Source organism: Roseivirga spongicola (assembly GCF_034376045.1).
GTDB lineage: Bacteria > Bacteroidota > Bacteroidia > Cytophagales > Cyclobacteriaceae > Roseivirga > Roseivirga spongicola.
This window is the reverse complement of record NZ_CP139724.1, coordinates 3,305,651-3,324,196: the sequence shown is the minus strand read 5'-3', so window position 1 is coordinate 3,324,196 and position 18,546 is coordinate 3,305,651. Positions and strand designations below refer to the sequence as shown.

At 40.1% G+C, this 18,546-nt stretch carries 19 protein-coding genes and 1 riboswitch; of the genes, 14 read left to right on the top strand and 5 right to left on the bottom strand.

Annotation, left to right across the window (positions count from 1 at the left end):
• Nucleotides 1-57 precede the first annotated feature (57 nt).
• Entirely contained in the window at nt 58-1,134 is a 1,077-nt protein-coding gene (locus tag T7867_RS14915) for an endonuclease/exonuclease/phosphatase family protein (protein WP_068222692.1), read from the top strand.
• On the opposite strand, the gene T7867_RS14910 is transcribed toward T7867_RS14915, so the two are convergent.
• Nucleotides 1,135-1,800 carry a copper homeostasis protein CutC gene (locus T7867_RS14910; protein WP_068222694.1) on the bottom strand — a complete coding sequence of 222 codons (666 nt, stop codon included), beginning with the start codon at nt 1,798-1,800 and terminating at the stop codon, nt 1,135-1,137.
• 85 nt (nt 1,801-1,885) lie between these two features.
• Here T7867_RS14910 and T7867_RS14905 point away from each other — a divergent pair, with 85 nt between their 5' ends.
• From T7867_RS14905 to thiD, 6 genes are all read left to right on the top strand, one after another.
• The gene (locus T7867_RS14905; RefSeq protein WP_068222697.1) at nt 1,886-2,779 is read left to right on the top strand and encodes a 3-hydroxybutyryl-CoA dehydrogenase; all 894 of its coding nucleotides are present in this window, start codon (nt 1,886-1,888) and stop codon (nt 2,777-2,779) included.
• A gap of 178 nt (nt 2,780-2,957) precedes the next feature.
• The gene (locus T7867_RS14900) at nt 2,958-3,989 is read left to right on the top strand and encodes a serine hydrolase domain-containing protein (RefSeq protein ID WP_068222700.1); all 1,032 of its coding nucleotides are present in this window, start codon (nt 2,958-2,960) and stop codon (nt 3,987-3,989) included.
• 126 nt (nt 3,990-4,115) lie between these two features.
• Nucleotides 4,116-4,207: riboswitch (TPP riboswitch) on the top strand.
• 81 nt (nt 4,208-4,288) lie between these two features.
• Entirely contained in the window at nt 4,289-5,050 is a 762-nt protein-coding gene (gene thiM / locus T7867_RS14895; RefSeq protein WP_068222703.1) for a hydroxyethylthiazole kinase, read from the top strand.
• Entirely contained in the window at nt 5,047-5,691 is a 645-nt protein-coding gene (thiE, locus tag T7867_RS14890; RefSeq protein ID WP_068222706.1) for a thiamine phosphate synthase, read from the top strand. Before thiM ends, thiE begins: the two co-directional genes overlap by 4 nt.
• Complete coding sequence (locus T7867_RS14885; RefSeq protein WP_068222709.1) at nt 5,667-6,317, top strand: TenA family protein; 651 nt, start codon at nt 5,667-5,669, stop codon at nt 6,315-6,317. Before thiE ends, T7867_RS14885 begins: the two co-directional genes overlap by 25 nt.
• On the top strand, nt 6,305-7,117 hold the full coding sequence (gene thiD / locus T7867_RS14880) for a bifunctional hydroxymethylpyrimidine kinase/phosphomethylpyrimidine kinase (RefSeq protein ID WP_068222711.1): 813 nt from the start codon (nt 6,305-6,307) through the stop codon (nt 7,115-7,117). Before T7867_RS14885 ends, thiD begins: the two co-directional genes overlap by 13 nt.
• 30 nt (nt 7,118-7,147) lie before the next feature.
• Here thiD and T7867_RS14875 read toward each other — a convergent pair whose 3' ends face one another.
• Nucleotides 7,148-7,789 carry a porin family protein gene (locus tag T7867_RS14875; RefSeq protein ID WP_068222714.1) on the bottom strand — a complete coding sequence of 214 codons (642 nt, stop codon included), beginning with the start codon at nt 7,787-7,789 and terminating at the stop codon, nt 7,148-7,150.
• A 60-nt stretch (nt 7,790-7,849) separates the two neighbouring features.
• Here T7867_RS14875 and T7867_RS14870 point away from each other — a divergent pair, with 60 nt between their 5' ends.
• The gene (locus T7867_RS14870; RefSeq protein ID WP_068222717.1) at nt 7,850-8,107 is read left to right on the top strand and encodes an acyl-CoA-binding protein; all 258 of its coding nucleotides are present in this window, start codon (nt 7,850-7,852) and stop codon (nt 8,105-8,107) included.
• Nucleotides 8,108-8,216: 109 nt separating this feature from the next.
• Nucleotides 8,217-8,684 carry a hypothetical protein gene (locus T7867_RS14865; protein ID WP_068222719.1) on the top strand — a complete coding sequence of 156 codons (468 nt, stop codon included), beginning with the start codon at nt 8,217-8,219 and terminating at the stop codon, nt 8,682-8,684.
• Between the two features lie 168 nt (nt 8,685-8,852).
• Here the strand turns inward: T7867_RS14865 and T7867_RS14860 are convergent, their stop codons facing one another.
• Nucleotides 8,853-10,325 (bottom strand): ArnT family glycosyltransferase, encoded by a 1,473-nt coding sequence (locus T7867_RS14860; RefSeq protein ID WP_068222722.1) that lies wholly within the window; start codon nt 10,323-10,325, stop codon nt 8,853-8,855.
• 53 nt (nt 10,326-10,378) lie between these two features.
• On the opposite strand from T7867_RS14860, the gene T7867_RS14855 reads away from it, so the two are divergent.
• From T7867_RS14855 to T7867_RS14840, 4 genes are all read left to right on the top strand, one after another.
• Nucleotides 10,379-11,074, top strand: coding sequence for a 16S rRNA (uracil(1498)-N(3))-methyltransferase (locus T7867_RS14855; protein ID WP_068222725.1), 696 nt, complete (start codon nt 10,379-10,381; stop codon nt 11,072-11,074).
• A gap of 7 nt (nt 11,075-11,081) precedes the next feature.
• Entirely contained in the window at nt 11,082-12,320 is a 1,239-nt protein-coding gene (locus T7867_RS14850) for a nucleoside recognition domain-containing protein (RefSeq protein WP_068222728.1), read from the top strand.
• 61 nt (nt 12,321-12,381) lie between these two features.
• Nucleotides 12,382-12,942, top strand: coding sequence for a DUF2911 domain-containing protein (locus T7867_RS14845; protein WP_068222732.1), 561 nt, complete (start codon nt 12,382-12,384; stop codon nt 12,940-12,942).
• Between the two features lie 140 nt (nt 12,943-13,082).
• Nucleotides 13,083-15,401 carry a S9 family peptidase gene (locus T7867_RS14840; RefSeq protein ID WP_068222734.1) on the top strand — a complete coding sequence of 773 codons (2,319 nt, stop codon included), beginning with the start codon at nt 13,083-13,085 and terminating at the stop codon, nt 15,399-15,401.
• 71 nt (nt 15,402-15,472) lie between these two features.
• On the opposite strand, the gene T7867_RS14835 is transcribed toward T7867_RS14840, so the two are convergent.
• Together T7867_RS14835 and T7867_RS14830 are read right to left on the bottom strand one after the other, a co-directional pair.
• The gene (locus T7867_RS14835) at nt 15,473-16,072 is read right to left on the bottom strand and encodes a tetratricopeptide repeat protein (protein WP_068222736.1); all 600 of its coding nucleotides are present in this window, start codon (nt 16,070-16,072) and stop codon (nt 15,473-15,475) included.
• 267 nt (nt 16,073-16,339) lie between these two features.
• Nucleotides 16,340-17,152, bottom strand: a complete 813-nt coding sequence (locus T7867_RS14830) for a 2,3,4,5-tetrahydropyridine-2,6-dicarboxylate N-succinyltransferase (RefSeq protein ID WP_068222739.1) — start codon at nt 17,150-17,152, stop codon at nt 16,340-16,342.
• Nucleotides 17,153-17,187: 35 nt separating this feature from the next.
• Here T7867_RS14830 and T7867_RS14825 point away from each other — a divergent pair, with 35 nt between their 5' ends.
• Nucleotides 17,188-18,303: a glycosyltransferase family protein gene (locus T7867_RS14825; RefSeq protein WP_068222742.1), complete on the top strand. Its 1,116-nt coding sequence runs from the start codon at nt 17,188-17,190 to the stop codon at nt 18,301-18,303.
• Nucleotides 18,304-18,546 lie beyond the last annotated feature (243 nt).

The window sequence follows — 18,546 nt, the reverse complement described above, 5'->3', positions numbered from 1 at the left end:
TTCGTATTTTCAAATCAATTGACAAAAGTACCAAAACAAGTTCATTAATCTGCTCGATTGAAAAATTCAAAATCAATATTCACACTTATCTTACTCGCCCTTTCACTCAACTCATTAGCTCAAGAGAAGGCATACTTGGCTTCTGAGGCCTTTGAGGGTAGCATTCGGGGCAATGAACGATTCAGGGTAGCCTTTTATAATGTTGAAAATCTTTTCGACTATATTGATGACAGCACCACATTGGATGATGATTTTACATATAGGGGCAACAATAGGTGGACGAAAGCGAGGTATCAAGAGAAGCAGCAAAGACTAGCTAAAACCATCGTAGCCATGGGTGGTTGGGAAGCTCCTGAACTAATCGGTTTTTGCGAGGTTGAAAATAGATACGTTCTAACCACACTGACTCAGTTTACACCACTAAAAGCTGTTGGTTATGAAATAATCCATCAAGACTCTAGAGACAGGCGAGGAATAGATGTTGCTGCCATTTACAGGCCTGATAAGTTTGAATTGCTCGATTATCATTACTACCAACTCAACTTTCCGTTCGATACAGCCAGCAGAACTAGAGATATTCTTCACGTTATTGGAAAGCTACCCAACCAAGACACGCTGCATTATTTTGTAAATCACTGGCCTTCTAAGTTTGGAGGAGAGTTTGAAACACAACCAAAACGAATGTTTGCTGCAGAATTTACTCGTCATAAGGTAGACTCAATAATGTTAGCTCAACCCAACACCAATATTATTATAACCGGAGATTTTAATGACGAACCAGAGGAAGAAAGCATGCTTTCTGGTCTGAAAGTGCAAACCGAGCTATCTGAAGTTAAACCTACCGACCTTTTCAATATGATGTACCCAATACGCTACGTTACTGGAACTCATAGCTTTCAGAATGAATGGGGAATATTAGATCAGTTTGTGGTTAACGGTAGGCTTCTGAACAGTAGAAATTCTACCTCTATTCGAAATAGAACTGCCCAAATCTTCGATATGGACTTTCTCATTACAGAAGGAGCCACTGGTGCAACTAGACCCTTTAGAACCTACCAAGGCCCTGCTTACATTGGTGGCTACAGCGACCACTTACCTATTATAATGGACCTGATATTAAATCCTCGGAAGTAATTATCTAAGGCCGGTAAGCATTTTTTCTATTTCCACTTTATCCGAATGTCTTGCTCCCTCTACGAGTGCCGCACTATGGTACTCTGTGGCTCCTAAATCCAATAGATAGCCAATATTCGAAGACCTCACACCACCACCAGGCATGATTATAATATCATCTTCTGCTTCCTCAATCAGCTCTCCTAATCTGCTGAAGCCAGCCATAGCTGTAGCTTCTCCACCAGAAGTTAGCACCCGCTGAATTCCAAGTTCCCTTAAGGTATCTAGTGCCTCAAACTGATTCACCACTTCATCAAAAGCTTTATGGAAGGTTACATCCATAAAACCAGCCTGTTGCATCAATTCATAAGTAATGCGTTCATTAATCTTTCTTTCAGGCGTTAATGCTCCAATTACCACCCCTTCGCAACCCAGTTCAGCACAGAGCGCTACATCTTCTTTCATTTGCTCCAGTTCTAACAAGGAGTAATTAAAATCTCCAGACCTTGGCTTAATCAACACATAAACAGGGATTTCTACCATCTCTTTTACAAGCTGAATCATTCCCTTACTTGGTGTAAGTCCGCCAACAGAGAGTTCGGCACATAATTCAATCCTATCGGCTTTGGCAGCATTGGCATTTAGGGCAGATTCTACACTACCAGCACAAACTTCTAACAATGGCATATTTACAATTCCTTTTTTTCAAAACAATAAAAGTAGATGATGCGATTATATTTGTGCAAACGTAAACAAACCTAAAAGTTAGAAAATGGAGAATATTTCAGTAATCGGCTCAGGCACAATGGGTAACGGTATAGCCCACGTTTTTGCTCAAAGTGGATTTAAGGTGAATTTGGTAGATATTTCTCAAGATGCTTTAGACAAAGCGCTTAAAACTATTGAGAAAAACCTAGATAGAATGTTGGCGAAAGAAAAAATAGATGAAGCCACAAAAAATGCTACTCTAGGCAACATCACTACCCATACCGATCTTAAAGCGGGCGTAGAAAATGCCGACTTGGTGGTAGAAGCAGCTACTGAAAACGTAGATATTAAACTGAACATTTTCAGAGACTTAGATAAGTTCACTAAGCCAGAATGTATTCTTTCATCTAACACCTCTTCTATTCCTATTACTAAAATTGGCTCGGTAACTAACCGCGCTGATAAGGTGATTGGAATGCACTTTATGAACCCAGTACCAGTAATGAAGTTGGTAGAAGTAATTAGAGGTTACGCCACTTCTGACGAGGTGACTAACACCATTATGGAAGCTTCTAAAAAGTTAGGCAAAGTACCTGTTGAGGTGAATGACTATCCTGGCTTTATCTCTAACAGAATCTTAATGCCAATGATCAACGAGGCGATTATCTCTTTGTTCGAGGGTGTTGCTGGTGTAGAAGAAATTGACACAGTAATGAAATTAGGTATGGCCCACCCAATGGGACCATTGCAATTGGCCGACTTTATTGGATTAGATGTCTGTCTTTCAATTATGAACGTGTTGCACGAAGGTTTCGGTAATCCTAAATACGCTCCATGCCCACTATTAGTGAACATGGTAACTGCGGGTTATCTAGGTGTAAAATCAGGAGAAGGTTTCTATAGCTGGAATCACGGCACAAAAGACTTAGTAGTTTCTAAGCAATTTGCTAAGAAGTAAGCCAAGCTCTTCTTAAAGAATCATTTAAGAGGTTGTTTCAATCGTATTTGGAACAACCTCTTTTACTTTAAGTACTAGATGAGTGTTATGTCTAAAATTGAAACTGATAGTTTTTCTTTACTTTACCTTTAGATTCAACCATCTCACTTAATCCACTTACAATAAGAGTCACACAGCCATGACAAAGAAAAAATCGAAGCGCATCTTTCAATTCATCTTAATTACAGCCTCAATTGGTTCTCTTTATTTTGTGCCATGGCTATTGGTTAAAGCTTGGATTCTACCCTTACCCGATACCGTGCAAGAGCAACTAGACCAAGCAATAGACCATGGTTTTGATGGAATGATTGTCTTTGTGGATCATGGAAAAAAGCCAGATGAATATTTTGCATCGGGCTGGCACAACCGAGATACTAAAACCCCTGCCAAGCCTCAGGCGCTCTTTAAAATCGCCAGTATCAGTAAACTCTACGATGCTGTGGCAGTGACTAAGTTAGTTGGAGAAGGGAGACTTTCACTAGATAAAACCCTCACAGACTATCTACCTAAATTAAATGGTAGAATTGAGCATGCCAACCAGATTACCTTACGCATGCTCATTCAGCATAGAAGTGGAATACCCAATTTCACAGATACTCCCGATTTTTGGGCTTCTCCCACCAAGTCTTATGAAGAAAGTTTAGCCTTAATCATAGATCAGCCGGCTAATTTTGAACCAGGCAGTGATTATGAGTATTGCAACACCAACTATCTCCTACTCAACAAGATTATGGATGATGAACTGGGCTACAGTAATTTTCAATTCATTCAAGAGGAAATCTTAAATCCACTGGGCTTAGAAAACACCTTCTCTTCACTTGCAGCAGTAGATATAGACGATGTAATGAGTGGCTATCATGAAGGTTATCCTCATGACTTAAAGGAAAACGATCATGGAATGCATGCCACAGCCGAGGATGTAGGCCTTTTTGTCCGAGCCTTAAATGATGGCTCTCTGTTCGCTCCAGGCGAGCAAGAAATCTACGAGTCGGTTTATGAATATAAACATGGAGGCTGGGTTCCCGGATACCAAAGCTTTGTAGAATACTATGAAGAAATAGATGCAGTTGTAGTGGCATTTTACAGCACAACCGACCCAAAACTTTACAATTGGAACCTATCCGAGATCATCAATAATCGAATAGTTAAAATTCTTAAAAGGCAGCAATAAAAGGGTGTTATTACCTGAGAGTTATTGAGCCGAGGATCTTATAGAGTCGGTTGCTTCGAAATCTTCTTATATGCACTAAAAGCATAAAAATGGTGCAGCAAAAACCAACTGAATAAACTAACTTTATCGCATCGTTAGGGGTGCCTAAAACGGCTGAGATTATACCCTATGAACCTGAATTGTTTAATTACAGCGGAGGGAAACGAGGATTGTCAATAATTTGATAGAACAGATTATACAAGCCACTTTCATAGCTGTGAAAGTGGCTTTTTTATTTAATATACTTAATGAGCTTAACTATGTCTGAGAACAACGCATTCAACAAAGTATTAGAACAAATACGCACACAATCGCCATTGGTGCATAATATCACCAACTATGTAGTAATGAATAATACAGCCAACGCTCTGTTGGCTATTGGTGCTTCGCCAGTAATGGCTCATGCAGTAGAAGAAGTAGAAGACATTGTCACCATTTCTTCCTCCTTGGTCATTAACATGGGTACTTTAAGCAAAAAATGGGTGGAAGCCATGATCTTGTCGGCAGCCAAAGCAAAAGAACTTAACAAACCATTTGTGTTCGACCCTGTAGGTGTTGGAGCATCAAAATACAGATCAGAAACTGCTCAAAAAATTATAGAAACAGCTACTCCATCAGTTATTCGAGGAAATGCCTCTGAGATAATGGCCTTGGCTCAAGTAACCAATAGCACCAAAGGTGTAGATAGTACCGTAGCTTCTGATGCCGCTGTGAGTGCTGCGCAAAGCTTATCTAAACAGCTTAATAATACGGTAGTAATCAGTGGAGCTACAGATTACATCATCACTAATGATACTATAAGCAAGATTACCGATAGTGATTCAATGATGTCGAAAATCACAGGAATGGGCTGTACTGCAACTGCCATGGTTGGTGCATGTATAGGAGTTGAAGCAGACATCCACTTAGCCTCTACAGTGGCTATGCAGATTATGGGTAAGGCAGGAAATATGGCGGCTGATCTTTCTGCAGGACCAGGAAGTTTCCAGATGAATTTTCTCGATAGCCTTTATAAGCTATGAACAATATAGATTACTCGTTGATGTATGTGACGGATGATAGAATCACAGACGATTCTATCTTCTTCAACATACTGGAAAATAGCCTTAAGGGTGGAGTAAGCATTGTTCAATTGAGAGAAAAGCAATTAGACACAAAACCATTTTATGCTCGCGCGAAAAGGGCAAAAAGCCTCTGTGAGCAGTATGGAATTCCTCTAATTATCAACGACCGAATAGACATTGCTTTGGCTATCAATGCCCATGGTGTCCATTTAGGCCAAAAGGATATGCCAGTTTCAGTAGCTCGAGAACTCATTGGTAAGGAGAAAATCATTGGACTTTCAGTGAGCAATAACCAACAGGTCATAGAGGCCAAAAGCCTTGAGATAGACTACATCGGTATCTCCCCTATTTTCAGCACTAACACCAAAACAAAAGACCTAGATAAGCCATTAGGCATTGAGGGCTTAAAAGAGATAAGAGAAATCTGGGCCAAACCGATTGTGTGCATTGGTGGAGTTAATAAAGAAAACACTGCTGAGATCATTGAAAATGGAGCCGATGGAATTGCTGTAATTTCAGCCATCTCCAAGGCAAAAGATCCCGAAAAAGAATCGAAAGCATTAAAATCAATAATATGTCAAGCTGGTACAAATCAATAAGCACACAGACGGATTACATTCTCGAAAAAATAAAAGGTCACCCTTTTATCGAAGAACTCATGGGAGGCACACTCTCTAATGATGTCTTCTTGTTCTATATAGGCCAAGATGCATTGTACTTAGCTACTTATAAAAGAGTGTTGGCCGAAGTGGGCATCAAATGCGTAGATGACGACTGCCAATTCTTCTTAGATGCGGCTACGGGCATCATCCATGTTGAAGACGCTTTGCATCAGATTTTCCTAAAAGATCATTCAACCTCCAACGAAGCCTCTCCTACTTGCGAACTGTATATCAGCTACTTATCCAGAATGGCGCATACTCATTCCACTGAAGAAGCTCTGGCTGCAGTTCTTCCTTGCTTTACCATTTACAAACAAGTAGGCGACTATATTTTAGCCAATCAAACCAATAAAGACAATAATCCATATCAAGATTGGATAAACACTTATGGTGGTGAAGAGTTCGCTAAATCGGTAGCAAAGGCCACCGAAATTACCAATAGGTATGCCGAATCTGCCTCTCCAGAGAAATTGGAGAAAATGAATCAAGCATTTGAGAAAGCCTCTAAACTTGAGTGGATGTTCTGGGATAGCGCATATAATCAAGAACAATGGAAAATCTAATGACACCATATAAAAGCGTATTGACCATTGCTGGAAGCGATTCTGGCGGTGGTGCTGGCATTCAGGCCGATATTAAGAGCATTTCTGCTTGTGGAGCTTTTGCAGCTAGTGTAATTACGGCCACTACTGCTCAAAATACACAAGGCGTTTTAGACATTCATGCCATTCCAATGGCGCACCTAGAACTTCAGCTAGAAGCTGTTTTAAGTGATATTGAGTTCGGGGCCATTAAAATTGGCATGTTGCACTCATGCGAAGTAATTGAAGTGGTGAAATCAAAACTGGAGGAATACGATGTAAAAAACATTGTGCTAGACCCTGTAATGGTGGCTACTTCTGGCAACAAACTCATTGCCGATGATGCCATTGACTGCCTGAAGGAATTCTTGCCGAAGGCAGACCTGATAACACCAAATATTCATGAAGCTGAGCTACTTATTGGCCACTCCATTGGCTTGCATAATTTTGAAACTTCGGCCATTGAAATTGGAAAGCGTTTTAATACGTCTGTACTTTTGAAAGGCGGTCACCTAGAAAGTTCATTTAGTGAGCTGACGGATATTCTATATGAGCATGGAAGCGGTGAAATTCATAAGATTTTCAACCCGAAAATAGACACAAAAAACACACACGGAACTGGCTGTAGCCTATCTTCTAGCATTGCTACCTTCTTATGCCTTGGGCATTCACTGGAAATGGCAGTCAGAAAAGGATGTGCTTATGTAAATGAGGCCATAGCCTTAGGGAAAAATAAAACGTTGGGTAAAGGAAACGCCCCAATCAATCACTTTGGGCTTTAATTAACCAAATTGGTTAAATCATATTTGGGTCTAGTAATCATTGAGAATATTAACTCCCAAACCTATGACCCACTGCCGTTGCTTTGGCACAAAGTCTCTACCCAAAATTTGGCTTAAACTCTCCCCTGTTTTGCTAAGTCCAAATTCATAATTGATATCTAAAACAAAGCGGTCGAAGTCACCACCAATACCGAAGTGCCACATCATGTTGCTACGATTGTAGTCGTCAGATACCTTTTCAACCTCATTGAGGAAGGAACGCTGTCCAGACATCAGAAAGCTAAACGAGGGTCCCATTTGCAATCTTAGATTTCCAATTCTGTACCCTATGTCTACAGGAAGTTCTAGGGTATTGAATTCAAAATCGGCTCGAGGATTAAAGCCTTGAACATCATTATAATTCTTAAAAATGAGATCGGTCTTAACTTTTGAAAGCAAAACGGACGATTGAACGAAAACGCCTTGCACATTGATTCTAAAGAACGCACCAAACTGATACCCAACTTCTGAACCTCCTTCAGACAGGTCTATCTCATCATTCTGAAGCTTCATTTTAGCTGTCACCAATTTTACTACAGGCCCCGCCTGATAAAATCGGTCGTAATGAGATTGAGCTAAAGCACTCAAGCTCAACAGGCAAAGCAGTAAGGCTATGGTTAGGGGCTTCATCATTTTCAGTAGGGTTTTTGAAAATGTTTTTTAGTTTCGCACAAGATAATTTTAAAAAATCAGATGAGCTTACAAGACACCTTCGAAAATGCTGTGAAGTCAGCACATTCCTTAAACGATAGACCTTCTAATGACAACCTATTGAAAATGTATGGTCTATATAAGCAAGCTACTGAAGGCGACAACAACGAAGAGCCTCCTGGCGGATTCGACTTTAAAGCTGCTGCAAAACACAATGCTTGGAAAAAACTTGAGGGCACTAGCAAAGAAGATGCTATGACTCAATATATAGACCTTATAGAGCAACTAAAGTCCGCTTAACATAGACTATATATCAGAAAGTGAATTGCAATCGTTAACCTATTTTTAGAAACAACAATTGCGATTTTCTTTGCATATTGCAAATTGATAAAACTCAAAAACAACAATAATGGGATTATTTAGCTTCGGTAAGAAGAAAAAGAAAAAACCTGCCAGATCTTGCGATTTAGAAGGGTCTCTTCTAGAATTTGGTGAAGGTTATTTACTTACCTCATCACAAATCATCAAGTCTAAGCGCTTTTGGGACAATAAAATGGTTGAGCCAGAAACCTTAGCTTATTCAAAAGCACATTTCGAAAGAAATGATGAGATGGGTACTAAAATGCGTACCATGATCTTCCAAAAATACAGTTCTCAGGAAAAGCCTTGGTTAGTGGGTGATGGTCAGGTCAACCAGTTTGAAGTAGATAAAAACCAAGCCAGAGAATTCGCTCAAAAATGGTGGGAGTCTGAATTCACCTTTACTCCTCCAGAAGCAGGTTCAGCAGACAAAGTGATGACTGATGCTGAGTATCAAGAATGGAAAGACTATGCCATTATGAAGGCTGGTGAAGCACAGCTGAAGAAAATAGGCTAATATCTATCTAGAAAAAACATAGAGAGGCTATCTCAAAAATAACTATTATCGTCATTCCAAGCTTGACTGGGAATCTCTAACAACTCTTAGCAGCACTTTGAGGAGATTTCCTCCCCACATGTGGGGAAGCAGTCGGAAATGATAGTTAGCTTTTGAAATAGCCTCTTTTTATTTCACCAACCTGAAGAGCTGAACTTCTCCTCTAGAAATAGGCTCCAATTTCAACCCTAAATCTTCAACTTGACTCTTAAACCTTTCGAGGTTTTCAACGTCATTATATCGGTCGTTAAAGTAAGCAGGGTTTAGCAAGAGATAATCTCCATTCTCTGGCTGCGAACCGTTCATTTCTGAGAACCAAACGAAGTTTAAGTTTACTGACTTCAGTTCATAAAAATAAGGATATCCGTATGAGATAAGACCGTCTGTGAAAACCGTAGCTCCTACACTTTCTGGAGTTAACACATCATTAAAAATCACTTCCACCCCTTTAAAGTTTCTGTCATCCGCTGTGGCAATCTTGTAAATCGGAATAACCAATAACACTGCTAGTAAATACTTTGCACTGGAATACCTGATTGCAGATAGTAGATGTGTTTTAGTCCAGTACATCCCCCCTGCTACCAACATTACAGGAATCAGCAAAGTGATATGCCGAGTATCTACCGGCATTGGGCTGTAATACTTCCAATTGGTGCTCATAAACCACCAAGTGCCCAGAATGAACACTGTTGCAACTGGCCAAAGCTTGTCAGGATCTTCAACTTTCCAGTCAGACTTCTTGAGTGTGATTAATGCGGGGAGGGCGAAAAGTAATGGAATGAAAAAGCCGCCACGCATAAAGCCAAGCAATGGCAAATAAGTCAAACGCTTGAGTATGGTGAGAGCACTCTTATCGAAAAAGGTTTTAGAAGTAGCCTCGTGGTTATCGGAAATGTTGCTAAAACGGTAAAAGAAATCACCGTAAACTTCTTGGTACCAAAAGCCATTAGCCAACACAAAAAAGAGTAGCAACACCACACTGATCATCCAAAAGCTTCTGTTGGTTCTCTTCAACCAATAGTCATTGACAAATAGATAGACAAAGAGTGGTCCGAGAACTATAACCGTCATCTTGGTAAGGATACCCAAGAAAATGGAGGTGCTCAAAACCAAGGCCCAAAGTCTATGATCTCCCTCCTTTCTATTCACCCGATCATAAGCTACTAAAGCAGCCAAAGTATATAAGGTCATTGGCATTTCGGGGAAAAGATGTGTCACAAAGGTGATTACATGATAATCGCAGACAAAAAAGGTAGCAGCAAAAACGCCCAACCAGTGATGGTATAAATTTCCGAGCCAAAGCAACACATTCAGAGTAATAAGGCCACAAATCAATGGAAATACCGTAATACTGAACTGGTTAATACCTAGTTGTTCAATAATCCAAGCAACGGGATAAAGCAAAGCTACCCTACTGGTGAAATGATTATTGGTAATGGTAAAACTCCCTTCATTGATAGTGTTTGCTAAATTCAGATAACTGAAGTCATCCCAAAAAGCCAGACCGTCATTGGCCAAGTACCATGTAACTAGCAATACTAAATTAGCTGCCAGTCCGAACCAACGGTATTTTGAATCACTGAAGAATTTCTGGTGGGGCATTGCAGCGAATATAGTTGATTAGCGAAATACTCTTTCTATTTTCGCAATAAGCTATGCAGCTCTTTTATCAGCCCGAACTTATAAATGGTATCAATACCCTCGACTCAGAAGAGTCTAGACATGCCATCAAAGTATTGAGAAGAAAGGAAGGCGATGCTATCGACTTGGTTGATGGGCATGGGAAGTTCTATACTGCTGAGATCCGAAAAGCAGACTTTCGTAAGTGTGAATTTGAGATAGTCTCCACCAAAGAAGAACCCAAAAGGAATGGTTTCAGACATTTAGCAATAGCTCCAACCAAGAACCTAGATAGAACGGAATGGTTGGTTGAAAAGGCCGTTGAAATGGGAGTCGATAGAATCTCTTTTGTGCTCTGCCAAAACTCAGAAAGAACAGTTTTAAAGACTGAACGCTTGGTAAAAAAAGCAGTTAGTGCCATGAAACAATCCCTGAAAGCCACACTCCCTCAAATAGATGAGATGATGAAGTTGAAGCAGTTCATTTCGAGTTGCGAAACGGCAGAGAAGTTCATTGCTTATGTAGATTTTGACAATCCTGTTCATTTAAAAGATTGTCTCAAAACAGAACAGCACTCCATTATCCTCATTGGCCCAGAAGGGGATTTCGACCCATCTGAGCTAGATTTCGCCTTAGAAAGTGGTTTTCAAAAAGTGAGTTTGGGAGAAAGCAGGTTACGAACTGAAACCGCTGGATTAGCTGCAGTACATCTTTTAAACTTATTTAGTTAAATCCCTTATGGCGCTTAATTATATCTGGATCGCTTTCTTTGTTATTGCCTTTATTGTGGCTTTAGTGAAGCTGATATTCTTTGGCGATGTTGAAGTTTTTCCTGCCATACTCCAAAGCACTTTTGATACTGCCAAGCTTGGCTTTGAGATTTCCATAGGATTGACAGGAGCCCTAACGCTTTGGATGGGTATTATGAAGATTGGTGAAAAAGGTGGCGTGGTAGCCATCATGTCAAAAGCTATCAGCCCGTTATTCACGCGCATATTTCCGGAAGTTCCTAAAAACCACCCAGTGTTTGGACCAATGCTGATGAACTTCTCCATGAACTTTCTCGGCTTGGATAATGCCGCTACTCCTATGGGACTTAAAACCATGGAGGGCCTTCAAGAACTGAACCCAGATAAGAAAACTGCCACAAATGCGCAGATTATGTTTCTGGTTCTGAATACTAGTGGATTAACATTGATTCCTGTTTCCATTATGGCTTATCGGGCTTCTAACGGAGCAGCAAACCCAGCCGATATTTTCATTCCTATCCTACTTTCGACCTATTTTTCAACCTTAGCAGGTTTGATCACTGTCTCTATCATTCAGAAAATCAACTTGTTGAATAAAGTGGTGTTAGCCTATTTGGGCACATTAACCATAATCATTGTAGCTGCTTTAGTCTATTTCAGCTCAATTCCTCAGGAGCAAGTTACCGTAATCTCTAATGTATTGGCCTCGATCATTCTGTTAGGCATAGTAATGCTTTTCATTCTTATGGGAGTGAAAAACAAAGTCAATGTTTATGAAGCCTTAATTGAAGGAGGAAAAGATGGTTTCAATGTTGCGATAAAGATTATCCCCTATCTGGTAGCTATTCTGGTGGCGATTGGAGTTTTCAGAACTTCTGGTGCACTGGACTATATTAATGATGGTTTCAGGTGGTTTTTTGAAGCCATTGGAATGAATACCGACTTTGTAGAAGCTCTACCTGTGGCATGGATGAAACCATTGAGTGGTTCTGGAGCTAGAGCGGCCATGTTAGATGTATACGCCAACCCAGCTTTAGGAGTAGATTCTTTTGCAGGAAAAGTAGCCTCAGTGCTTCAAGGCTCTACAGAGACAACCTTCTATGTTTTGGCAGTCTACTTTGGGGCAGTGAAAATAAAGAATTCAAGATATGCCGCTGGCGCTGGTCTTGCAGCCGACTTTGCGGGTGTGGTTGCAGCAATTATTATCTCCTACATCTTTTTCTATTGAGTAAATTCAAACCATAACAACTGACCCATAGTTAGTCAATCGTTCAAACATTAATAAAACCATGAAAAAACTAATCCTACTCATTTGCTTTTTTAGCGCTTTTGGTCTTAGCGCACAAGAATTTCCAGGCCTAGACGCTAGCCCTATGGATGCCTCTTATTTCCCTGATGGGCAGCCATTAGACGAAGTATTCCAAAGAGATGTAAGAGATCTAAAAATCAAAATCTACTACAGCAGACCTCAATTAAAAGGTAGAAAAATGCTCGGTGGTGAAGCTGCTCCTTTCGGAGAAGTTTGGAGACTAGGTGCTAATGAAGCTCCAGAGATTACTTTCTACGAAGATGTAACTTTCGGTGATCAAAAAGTATCGGCTGGTACTTATGCTATTTTTGCTATTCCTGGCGAAAAAGAGTGGGAATTCATCCTTAGCTCAAAACTTAACACTTGGGGAAATTACACAACCAAAGAAGATCAGTTTGTAGCACGTACAAAAACATCGGTTGTGAAAAGCTCAGAAGAGCCAATTGAAGTATTCTCAATTATGTTTAAAGAAGTATCTGGCGGAGCACACATGGTTGTAGGCTGGCAGAACACAATTGTAGAGCTTCCTATCAAGCTATAAAAAAGACTTAATCAATTGAAGCCCTTTGCACCGCGAAGGGCTTTTCTTTTTCAACTCATTATAAATCATCTACCACTCAAATGATATGCTGTTTTAATAAATCAATAAAGCCTATATTATTGAGTCCAAACTAAACAACTATGAGAAAATTCTACTTGTTGATTCTGCTTCTAGCGACTTGTTCTCTGGGTTTCTCTCAAGAGCACAAGGCCGACTTTAAAGCGGCAGAAAAATTCAAATCGAGTAACATCCGCAAGATGTTGAAAAGCACCAGAGTGAGCCCAAGGTGGTTCGAAGACAGCGATAAATTCTGGTATACCTACACCACTACCAGTGGTAAGAACTTTTACATTGTAGATCCGGCAAAAAAGACTAGGACTTTGATGTTCGACAATAAGGATTTTGCTGCCCAATTGAGTGAGCTAACGAGAAAGCCGTGGAACTTCAACGATCTAGACTTAAAAGCTCTAGAGCTTGAAGAAGATAACAGAACCTTGACTTTCATGGTAGATAGTATTGACTATCACTTCGACTTAAATTCAAAAGTGATTACCAAAGGAGATTCTACTGAAAAGGCCGAAAAACGTAATAATTGGGCTACTTATTCGCCAGATTCTACCTACATCTCATTCGCTAAGAACCATAACCTATATTTGATGAAGGCTGATGATCCTGATTCTACAGAAATTCAGTTGACTGAAGATGGCGAGAGATGGTTCAGCTATGCTTGGAATCAGGGTGACACTACTTCTGATGAGCGATCTAGAGCAAGAGCCAGATGGTTCGAAGACGAAAGCAAAATGTTCGTTAACCGTTCTGATTCGAGAAAAGTAGGAGAACTTTTCGTGATCGATGAGTTGGCCAACCCTAGACCTGAGATTGAAATTTACAAATATGCAATGCCAGGTGAGCAAGAGGTTCCACAAGAGCAATTAGAGCTTTTTGATGTGGAAAGCAGAGAGCGAACCATTCTAGATATTGCAAAATATAAAGACCAAACCATCAGCCCTTACCTAGCTGGCGACAGCTCTGATAAAATGTTCTTTACCAGAATGAACAGAACGTCAGACTCTCTTGATGTTTGTAGAGTAAATACAGCTACGGGAGAAGTTAAAACGCTATTTACCGATGTAAATCACCCTTACTTCAACTGGAGCTACCAACAATTAGCTATTCTAAATGAAGGCGAAGAGCTGATCTGGTGGTCTGAAAGAACTGGCTGGGGACAACTTTATCTATATGATGGTAATACTGGTGCCTTAAAGAACAAAATCACTAACGGAGGCCACTTTGTTACCGGTCAAATTCAGCAAATCGATACGGTTGGACGTAAAGTTTACTTCGAAGCAAGAGGCCGTGAGGACAATGTAGATCCTTACTACGCATTAATGTATAAGGCTAACTTCGATGGTTCTGGCTTCAAAGCTTTGAGTACCGAACCAGCAAATCATTTCATGAGCATGTCTGAGTCTGCTAAATACTATGTAGATAACTTCTCTGCCCCAGATGTAGTGCCTCAATCTTATCTGAAAGACAATGAAGGCAACGTGATTATGAAATTAGAAGAGGCTGATATGACTTTATTGAACCAAGCTGGTTTCCAAATGCCAGAGCGCTTTAAAGTAAAAGCCGATGACGGCATTACAGACCTTTATGGCGTAATGTATAAGCCATTCGATTTTGATTCAACAAGAAAATATCCTGTTATCTCTTATGTATACCCAGGTCCGCAGGTTGAGTCTTTCGGTAATGACTTCTCTATTACTGGTGGTTACAACGTGGCTATGGCTCAGTTAGGCTTTATAGTTGTTTCTATGGGTCACAGAGGTGGTAGCCCAATGAGAGACAAGTATTACCACACGTTCGGTTATGAGAACTTGAGAGACTATGCACTGGCTGATGATAAGCGTTCATTGGAGCAATTGGCTGAAAGACATGGCTGGATTGACCTTGATAACGTAGGTATTTTCGGTCACTCTGGTGGTGGCTTTATGTCTACTGCTGCCCTACTTACCTACCCTAACTTCTACACTGCAGCTGCATCTTCAGCTGGTAACCACGATAACAACATCTACAACAAATGGTGGAGTGAAACCCACAATGGTGTGAAAATGGTGGAGAAGAAGAAAAAGGATAAAGACGGAAATGAGACCGTTGAAACCACTTGGAATGCCAAGATCAAGACTAATCCTGATTTAGCTAAAAACTTGAAAGGTCATTTATTGCTAACTCACGGTACTCGTGACAATAATGTGCACCCAGGCAACTCAATCCGCGTTGCTAGCGAATTGATGAAGGCAGGTAAAAGATTCGACTACATGCCAATTCCTGGCTCAAGACACGGCTATGGCAGATTAAGAGATTACTATGAGCAAATGATGTGGTATTTCTTTGCAGAGCACCTGCTAGGAGACTACCGCAGCAACGTTGATATGGACGTGCCTGATGGTAATGAATAATCAGTTAAAACTCACAAAAAAGGCCTTGAGGAAATCCTCAAGGCCTTTTTTATATCTTCTACTTAGCTAAACTACTTACAATACTTAGCTAGTGCATCATTCGCCTCAGAAGCACCTAAGGCTTTAGCTCTATTAAAGTCATTACAAGCACCTCTAGTTTGGTTGAGTGCTATCTTAAGAGCACCTCTGTATAGAAATGCTTCTGGGTTTTTATTATCGAAGTTAATTGCTTGATCGTAGTTTTCCTTAGCCTTAGGAAACTCCCCTTGCTGATGAAGTGACCTCCCCTTTAGCAGGTAAGCCGTTGAAACCCTACCATCAACTTCCAACACCTTATCGAAATAATAAATAGCTTTGGTAAAATCCTTTTGGTTGTACCAGTACTTACCCATGCTTAAATTCGCATTCAGATTGTCGGCATCAAGCTTAAGAACACTTTCAAAGTCTTCTTTTGCCTGACTTAGGTTTCCAACTTCCTCATGAGCCCTACCTCTATTATATAGCGATTTCAAGTCTTTTGGCTTGGTAGTTAGGTACTCATCATAAGCGGCTATCGCTTCTTTGTATTTACCCTGCTTGTATAAAGCATCGGCTTCTCGGGTTACGCTTTTATTACATGCCGATAGCGCAACAACCGTTAAAATCATTAAAATTAGGCCTATTTTCTTCATCGTTTTTGTTCCTACGAAAAATGAGCTGCAAAGGTAGGCTTTTAACATTCTTTAAAAAAGAAAAAGGGGCACTAGGCCCCTTTCCTCAGGTAGGGTGAAAGATCTACCCCTAAACGGGATTTTGCCCCGTCACCCAATGTCAAAAACTCAAACAACTATCCTTATATACCCAAACCAAAGACCAAAAAAATAAGTCACTGTATAACAGTGACTTACCAATATCTAAGGATTTAAAAAGCTCCCAAAGTGGGAAATAGTCAGTCAATCTTAGACTGCTACATCATTTTCACGAAGTGCATCGTTCAATGATGTCTTCTTATCTGTGCTTTCTTTTCTTTTTCCAATAATCAGAGCCGTTGGTACCTGAAATTCACCAGCAGGGAATTTCTTAGTATAAGACCCTGGAATAACTACAGATCTTTCTGGCACATAACCTTTGTATTCAACTGGTTCAGAACCAGTTACATCAATTATTTTTGTACTACCTGTTAAAGTTACATTGGCGCCCAAAACAGCTTCTTTACCAATTCTCACGCCTTCAACCACAATACATCTAGAGCCGATAAAAGCATTGTCTTCTACAATCACCGGAGCTGCCTGTAGAGGTTCAAGTACTCCGCCTATGCCAACGCCACCACTTAGGTGTACGTTTTTCCCTATCTGGGCACAGCTACCAACAGTAGCCCAAGTGTCTACCATGGTTCCCTCGTCTACATAAGCGCCAATATTTACATAAGAAGGCATCATAATTACACCTTTGCTAACGTAAGAACCATACCTTGCTATAGCATGAGGAACAACTCTTACTCCCTTTTGGGCATAGCCGGTCTTAAGCTTCATTTTATCATGAAACTCAAATGGACCAACCTCAATAGTTTGCATTTTTTGAATTGGGAAATAAAGAATCACGGCCTTTTTAATCCATTCGTTCACCACCCAACCTTCTGGAGTAGGTGTAGCCACCCTTCTATCTCCATGGTCTAAGTCTTCAATTATGGTTTTAATCGCTAGCACTACTTCCTTATCATTCAGTAGAGAACGATCGTCCCATGCTCTTTCAATAATGTCCTTTAGTTCCATTTATAACGTAGAAAATTTTATCTTTAATTCTATTGATGAAAAAGACCAAAGTAGTCGTAGCCTCGCTGCTTAAGCCAATTGATGACACTCGGATGTTTGAGAAATTCGGCCTTTCGATGGCTGAAACAAATAAATATGATATTAATATCATAGGCTTTGATTCAAAAAATGTCAGATCGGCAAAAGGTATTACCTTTCACCCGTCCTTACCCTTTGAAAGAATGTCTTTCCAACGGTTGATTCAACCCTGGAGGACCTTCAGAAAACTAATTAAAGTAAAACCTGAAGTAACTATAGTCAATACACATGAATTACTGATAGTTACCTCTCTATACAAAATATTATTTGGTGGCAAATTCATCTATGATATTAGAGAAAACTACGTTAAGAACATACGTGAAACCAACGTTTTCCCATGGCCACTTAGACTACCATTATCTTTATGGGTTAGGTTTAAAGAATGGCTTTCGAAACCTTTTATAGACCATTATTTTTTAGCCGAAAGAGTCTACCAAAAGCAACTCCCCTTTCTTTCGAAGAAAAGTGTAGTGATTGAAAATAAGTATGCACCGCAAGCCGAAGAATCTACCGCATACAGAAGCCCCGACCCCTCTTATATCGACCTCTTATATACGGGAACCATCTCCGAGTCTAATGGTGTATTTGATGCTATAGATATCACTAAATCGCTTCACCTATGCAATTCGAAAATAAGGCTGAGGATTGTTGGATATTGCGCTCTTAAGCGAGACTTGATACGGTTGAAAAAAGAAATAGAGCCATACGATTTTATTGAATTGAATGGTGGAGATCACTTGGTTCCTCACTCTGAAATAGTAGAAGCCATACAAAAGGCAGACTTTGGCTTTGTTCTCAAGAAGCCTAACAATGGTATGAATGATGATAAAATTCTCACCAGACTGTTTGAGTATACTGCTAATCAGTTGCCAATACTCCTGTTGAACAATCCTACTTGGGTTGAATTTTGTGAGCAATTCAACGCAGCAATTGAGGTAAACCCTCAAGATTTTAATGCCCAAGAGCTATTAAATAAGATGAAGAACACCAGCTTTTACACACAAGGCGACACTTCAACTAGCCTCTGGAATAGTGAGAAAGAGAAACTACTAGCCGTTTTAGAAAGTATTTAAATAAACCACTATGGGCTCAAAGCACCATAGTTTTAGAAGCAACTGAAAGTCGCTTTGAAAGGCTGACTCAGAAAATGTACGTTCAGTTAGCTTTCGAGATTAGATTTACGTCAATCAAACCCCGAGCATTATCGGGGCATCGTAAATTTCAGGGTGATTTTTAGAATCTAAAGCGAAATGCACTAAAGTGCATAGTTTTAACTCCTATTGTGACCAATAAAAAAGGATAGCTAAGGGACTCTG

Coding starts and splice junctions, on each gene's coding strand:
- thiM (WP_068222703.1), top strand. CDS start 4,289: ATGTCTGAGAACAACGCATTCAACAAAGTATTAGAACAAATACGCACA.
- thiE (WP_068222706.1), top strand. CDS start 5,047: ATGAACAATATAGATTACTCGTTGATGTATGTGACGGATGATAGAATC.
- T7867_RS14875 (WP_068222714.1), bottom strand. CDS start 7,789: ATGATGAAGCCCCTAACCATAGCCTTACTGCTTTGCCTGTTGAGCTTG.
- T7867_RS14900 (WP_068222700.1), top strand. CDS start 2,958: ATGACAAAGAAAAAATCGAAGCGCATCTTTCAATTCATCTTAATTACA.
- T7867_RS14870 (WP_068222717.1), top strand. CDS start 7,850: ATGAGCTTACAAGACACCTTCGAAAATGCTGTGAAGTCAGCACATTCC.
- T7867_RS14855 (WP_068222725.1), top strand. CDS start 10,379: ATGCAGCTCTTTTATCAGCCCGAACTTATAAATGGTATCAATACCCTC.
- T7867_RS14885 (WP_068222709.1), top strand. CDS start 5,667: ATGTCAAGCTGGTACAAATCAATAAGCACACAGACGGATTACATTCTC.
- T7867_RS14905 (WP_068222697.1), top strand. CDS start 1,886: ATGGAGAATATTTCAGTAATCGGCTCAGGCACAATGGGTAACGGTATA.
- T7867_RS14830 (WP_068222739.1), bottom strand. CDS start 17,152: ATGGAACTAAAGGACATTATTGAAAGAGCATGGGACGATCGTTCTCTA.
- thiD (WP_068222711.1), top strand. CDS start 6,305: ATGGAAAATCTAATGACACCATATAAAAGCGTATTGACCATTGCTGGA.
- T7867_RS14865 (WP_068222719.1), top strand. CDS start 8,217: ATGGGATTATTTAGCTTCGGTAAGAAGAAAAAGAAAAAACCTGCCAGA.
- T7867_RS14825 (WP_068222742.1), top strand. CDS start 17,188: ATGAAAAAGACCAAAGTAGTCGTAGCCTCGCTGCTTAAGCCAATTGAT.
- T7867_RS14860 (WP_068222722.1), bottom strand. CDS start 10,325: ATGCCCCACCAGAAATTCTTCAGTGATTCAAAATACCGTTGGTTCGGA.
- T7867_RS14850 (WP_068222728.1), top strand. CDS start 11,082: ATGGCGCTTAATTATATCTGGATCGCTTTCTTTGTTATTGCCTTTATT.
- T7867_RS14910 (WP_068222694.1), bottom strand. CDS start 1,800: ATGCCATTGTTAGAAGTTTGTGCTGGTAGTGTAGAATCTGCCCTAAAT.
- T7867_RS14840 (WP_068222734.1), top strand. CDS start 13,083: ATGAGAAAATTCTACTTGTTGATTCTGCTTCTAGCGACTTGTTCTCTG.
- T7867_RS14845 (WP_068222732.1), top strand. CDS start 12,382: ATGAAAAAACTAATCCTACTCATTTGCTTTTTTAGCGCTTTTGGTCTT.
- T7867_RS14835 (WP_068222736.1), bottom strand. CDS start 16,072: ATGAAGAAAATAGGCCTAATTTTAATGATTTTAACGGTTGTTGCGCTA.